Source organism: Candidatus Jordarchaeum sp., assembly GCF_052745115.1.
In genome coordinates this window covers 1-4,803 of sequence record NZ_JBRAKS010000301.1, presented here as the reverse complement: position 1 = coordinate 4,803, position 4,803 = coordinate 1, and the positions used below count along the sequence as shown (strand labels likewise).

The window sequence follows — 4,803 nt, the reverse complement described above, 5'->3', positions numbered from 1 at the left end:
GAACCGAACACCATCTGGAAGTGTCCTAGATGGGTAAGTTTCGGACAACGGTTTTTCTTTTCACGATTTTTTGACATAATATTAAATTATTTAATTGACTAAATAAGTTTGCTATTAGCTAAATTAAAAAAAATAAATCTTTTTAAGCTTTAGTTAGTAACTCAAGTGCTCTTAGGTATTCTCGGCAGGCATATTTGAGAGTGGTGTAGTTTTGCCTAAATAGTGGGATATATATCGGTATTTTTCGTAATTGAATCTGTGATTATATTCCTTTTTAAGGGGGTATTATAGGATGCCTAATTGTATAGAAAATAGTGGAGAACTCTCTACAGACTCAAGATATAGTTTAGATTGTAAATCTGAAACCGATATGAAATGTAAGAAAACAAGCCAGACACTTATAGTTGCTGGAAAGCCAAAAGTGTTGCTTACTAGCACCGCGCCGGGAGAAATTGTAGTGAGGCCTAGTCACGATGCTGAAGTGACTGTTGACCTTGATCTTAATCGGATTGAAGATTTATACTGGAATATTTCACAAAAAGACAGTCAAGTGTATATTACTTGTCATTGTAAGGGTAAGTCATGTTTCAAGGATATAACAGGTGAGCCGTTGGCTAATATTTTGGTAAAGGTTCCCATAGAATCCGATCTTAAACTCAAAACCTTTAAAGAGAAAATTTTGGTTACCGGAGTAAGAGGAAACATTATGGTAGAATCATCGGCTTCTGAGATTAGGATGCAAGGATGTGAAGGCAATATTAAAGTTAAAAACAAAAACGGGTCCATTAATTTGGAAAATTGTGAGGGATCTATTGTTGCTAAAAATGAGAATGGATCTATCAGATTGGAAAATGTAAATGGTAAGGTTTCCGCCCGTAACTTCACCGGTTTTATTAGATTTAGCGGTCTTTTATCAGATAGTGAAAATCATTTTAGGACCAGCACTGGAATGATCGATATCAAGCTAATTGGTGAACCAGACTTAACTTTTGTGGCTTCAACCAGTTTAGGGAGTATCAGGTGTGAACCAGAATTAGTGGATGCGCGTTATGACCAGGGACTGAGCACTTGTCGCATCGGTGACGGAACAGGAAAACTAGTTGCAAAGACAAGTAGCGGAGTAATATCGATAAGTAGAGTTAATGAAAAAGGGTGTCAGAAATAACTACTTAACCGAAACCTATAAGAATAGATCAAAGGGCTTTAGACTTGCTAGAAAATCTTATTGGGAAATCTGAAAATGATTCAGCGTTTTTGGAGGCAAAGGAACTTATTATACGCGAGTGAGTTGACCCCATTTTTTATCTCATCTTTGCTAATTCTTTATTCTTTTAACTTATTTTAAATGAAATAATAATATTTAATACTATCTGAGAATAAATATATCACAACAAGTTTTATATAATGGAGGTTGTCTTAGTGGAAGATAAATATCGGGAAGAATTAAAAACCAAGTATGAGAGAGGTGCTCCCAATCTTTTTGGGCGCTTGATAGCATACTTATCCGTTGCTTCGATAATTGCAATTCTGCCAGTAATAGGAATTAGTTACCTTCTTCTGGAGGTTATTCCAATTGAGGTTCCGTGGTATCTAGTAGTTTCTTTGGCTCCAGTGTATGTCGTTTTGGCTAGGTGGGTTTTTAACGCGGTTTTACTTGTAATTGGAAGAGTTTCCATAAAGCCTGTTGAAGATGGAGAGTATGAGATGGATATAAGAAATAAAAATGTTCGAAACTGGTTAATTAATGGTTTAAGCACCAGGCTTGCTCTCCACTATGTTGGTAATAAGCCCTTTGGCATGCCTGGTCTCGGCGGATATGTTCTAAGAATGCTAAAAGCTAAAATGGGCTATGGAACTCAGGCACAAATTGTCAATGACCCCTACCTTGTAGAGCTTGGAGATGGAAGCATAGCTGGTGGAGGCTCTCTGTTTACTGGCCATATTTTCGCAGGGGGTAAACTTTCCTTAGGGAGGATTAAAGTAGGAAGAAACGTGACCATTGGTATATACTCGGTGATATTTCCCGGCGTGGAAATAGGAGATAACAGTGTGATCGCCCCACTTTCCTCGGTTACCTATAAAACAAAGATTCCACCAAACCAGTTCTGGGCCGGAAACCCAGCACAGCAGGTAGGAATAATAACTAAGAATGGAAAAATTAAAACACTAAAAAACTCCCAAGGAAATAAACCTACATAAGCTTCGCTTCTTAGACAAAGTATGAAAATATCAAGTTTTTCATAGCAAATAATATTTTTATTTTTTCGGTTCATACCTATTATTTATTGTAGGCAAAATTAAAGAAAAATAAAAAAATAAAGTTTTGGAAATTACATTTCTCTTGAAGAGTAAAATACAATTGCCCAAATTATAAAGGAAACAAACATTAGGGCTCCACCTATTACGCCTAAAAGGATAATGAAAACGCCCCCGATTATGGCAATGATGCCGGCGGCCATTGAAGCTGAGGGGTGCATGGTAACTTCATGCATAGTAATGCTGGCAGCCCCAAAAATGATAAATGTTACACCGAGAACTACATAGGAAATCGTACTTAACAAGGGGAATACAAGAACTCCTACGATTGAGAGCACCCCAAAGGCTGAACCTAAGACTATGCCAACTATTAGAGATGCAGTTCCCATAGCACCTCCACCAATTTGACCAATGCCGTAAAAACCTATACCCACCAGAATGCAGGTAACAGCAAATAATACGGCAACTATTATAACTAACGCAAGTGTTGCAGGACTCGCCCCGAAGAAAAACGGACTAAAAATGCTAGACCAAAAACTCATGACTATTGTTAGGGCAGCGGCAAACCATATAATTCCGAGTACACTTGTTATAGCTCCGATTATTCCTCCGGCAAAACCGGTTAATATTGCTCCCCGAGACATTCATTCACCTCCCTTCAATTACTTTGTGTAAAAGAGTCTTAACTTACTCTATATAAACATTACTAGAACAATCAAATCACCTTTTTTAAAAAGTTTTAAAAATGTTTTTTGAAAAAACGAAATAGTTTTACCTTAAAGATCATGTTCAACAAATTTTTGTACTCTTCATTTTTTTAGGTTTTTCTGGTACTCATACATCTTGGCTAATACCTCTGCTGCGGTTTCCAGCGTTGAATAGGCAGGCACCCTACTTTCTAAGACATTTTTTAATATTCCAGGGTCTGTGGTAAGGGTCACCGTTACGATGGGTTTTTGATACTTGTCCATAAGGTTTCTCATAACTTCCACAATTTGTTTTGTGGTGCTTTCAGTCCAATTTTTACTTGGACCTTTATTTTCTCTATCTAGGAGTTTGTATATGGATGAACCAACAGCTCTACCCAAAATAAAACCTGAAGCGATAAGAGCGTCAATATTCTTGGTTTTTGCTACTGCTTCTAGGGTTTTGGGCTGAACCTCTCGGTCGATGAGTCCTACGAGATCAACTGGATTACCCCTACTCCAGTATGAGGGAAGTAATTGGTCGATTTCCTTAACTGTTTCTGGTGCTAGTGGAGGAACATCCAAACCCGCTAGTTCACAGGAATCCGAGGCCACTACTCCGTATCCTCCACCCCAAGTTACTATTCCCACTCTGTTACCCTTGGGTAAAGGCAAGTAGAGAAAGCCTACTGCCAAGTCTAGCATTCCGTTAATTGTGGAGGCCCTTATTGCTCCAGACTGTTTTATAGCGGCTTCATAAATTTTGGTAGAACCTGCTAGTGCTCCGCAGTGAGATTTAGCGGCACCTGCACCAGCCCTTGAAACTGCAGCCTTATAGATAATAACTGGTTTTTTTTCTTTGATTCTTTTTACCACTTCAACAAATCTTCTGCCTTCACGTAAACCTTCCAAGTACAAGAGTATTACCTTTGATGAGGGGTCTTCGGCGAAGTATTCCAAGTATTCTAAAGTGGAGATGTCGGCTTCGTTTCCGCTGCTGACAAACTTGCTGAATCCTATTCCCTGCTCACTGCCAAACGCCAGTAGATTGGTTCCGATGTTGCCGCTCTGCGAAATAAGGGAAACCTCACCTGGCTTTGGAAGTATAGGTGGCATAAGAGCGGATAAACTTACTGAAGCACTGTAAACTCCCATAGTGTTAGGGCCCACAAGTAGCATTCCACCCTTACGGGCAATTTTAACCATTTCCCCTTCTAATTTCTCTCCTTCTCTTCCGGTCTCTTTGAATCCTCCAGAAATTACTATGGCTGATTTTACATTGTTCTCTACACATTCTTCAATATGTTCCGGAACCGTCTCGGCTGGTCTAACAATATCTACCAGATCTACTTCTTCCGGCACCTCGCTTAGACTTCGGTAAACTTTCAGGTTCCAAATCTTATCCTCATTAGGATTAATAGGGTAAACTTTTCCCTTATAGCCGTTAGCTAAAATGTTGGCGAGTATAATCCACCCATATTTCAAGGGGTTATTTGAGGCTCCGATCAAAGCCACGGATTTAGGCTCAAAAATGGGACTCAGATCCCGGGTAGTTTTACTCATGGATATTCATCCTTATTTGCCTCTATTATTGTCTTAAGAAAAAGTGAAACTTTTTTATCTTCAAACCTTTGTTTTAATCAGTAATTAAATTTTTGCCAACGTTTACCCTATGTATCTAACAGTCAAAAAAAGGCCAAAACTGTTTTATAGTTATAATTAAAAAACTTTCAATCTCCGTAGCTGGAGAACGGTTTTTGCAAAGGTTGTACCATTTTATTTTGCCCCTGTATGCGAAAGGTGTGTGGCGCTTTTCAGCCGGTGAGTGGTCTGGAATGACCTTATTTTGGGCAACCATGTG

General features: G+C 38.8%; 4 protein-coding genes. 2 read left to right on the top strand and 2 right to left on the bottom strand.

All coding sequences use genetic code 11. The annotated features are described in order from the left end of the window. Window positions 1-292 precede the first annotated feature (292 nt). Together ACUVXA_RS16515 and ACUVXA_RS16510 are read left to right on the top strand one after the other, a co-directional pair. Window positions 293-1,165, top strand: a complete 873-nt coding sequence (locus tag ACUVXA_RS16515; RefSeq protein WP_445872386.1) for a DUF4097 family beta strand repeat-containing protein — start codon at window positions 293-295, stop codon at window positions 1,163-1,165. 254 nt (window positions 1,166-1,419) lie between these two features. Next, window positions 1,420-2,199: a hypothetical protein gene (locus ACUVXA_RS16510; protein ID WP_445872385.1), complete on the top strand. Its 780-nt coding sequence runs from the start codon at window positions 1,420-1,422 to the stop codon at window positions 2,197-2,199. Between the two features lie 131 nt (window positions 2,200-2,330). Here ACUVXA_RS16510 and ACUVXA_RS16505 read toward each other — a convergent pair whose 3' ends face one another. Next, the gene (locus ACUVXA_RS16505; RefSeq protein WP_445872384.1) at window positions 2,331-2,900 is read right to left on the bottom strand and encodes a hypothetical protein; all 570 of its coding nucleotides are present in this window, start codon (window positions 2,898-2,900) and stop codon (window positions 2,331-2,333) included. 165 nt (window positions 2,901-3,065) lie between these two features. Then, window positions 3,066-4,505: an acetate--CoA ligase family protein gene (locus ACUVXA_RS16500; protein ID WP_445872383.1), complete on the bottom strand. Its 1,440-nt coding sequence runs from the start codon at window positions 4,503-4,505 to the stop codon at window positions 3,066-3,068. Between the last annotated feature and the right edge of the window lie 298 nt (window positions 4,506-4,803).

Excerpts from the sequence above, each read along its gene's own strand:
- ACUVXA_RS16505 (WP_445872384.1), bottom strand. The coding sequence starts at position 2,900 with ATGTCTCGGGGAGCAATATTAACCGGTTTTGCCGGAGGAATAATCGGA.
- ACUVXA_RS16515 (WP_445872386.1), top strand. The coding sequence starts at position 293 with ATGCCTAATTGTATAGAAAATAGTGGAGAACTCTCTACAGACTCAAGA.
- ACUVXA_RS16500 (WP_445872383.1), bottom strand. The coding sequence starts at position 4,505 with ATGAGTAAAACTACCCGGGATCTGAGTCCCATTTTTGAGCCTAAATCC.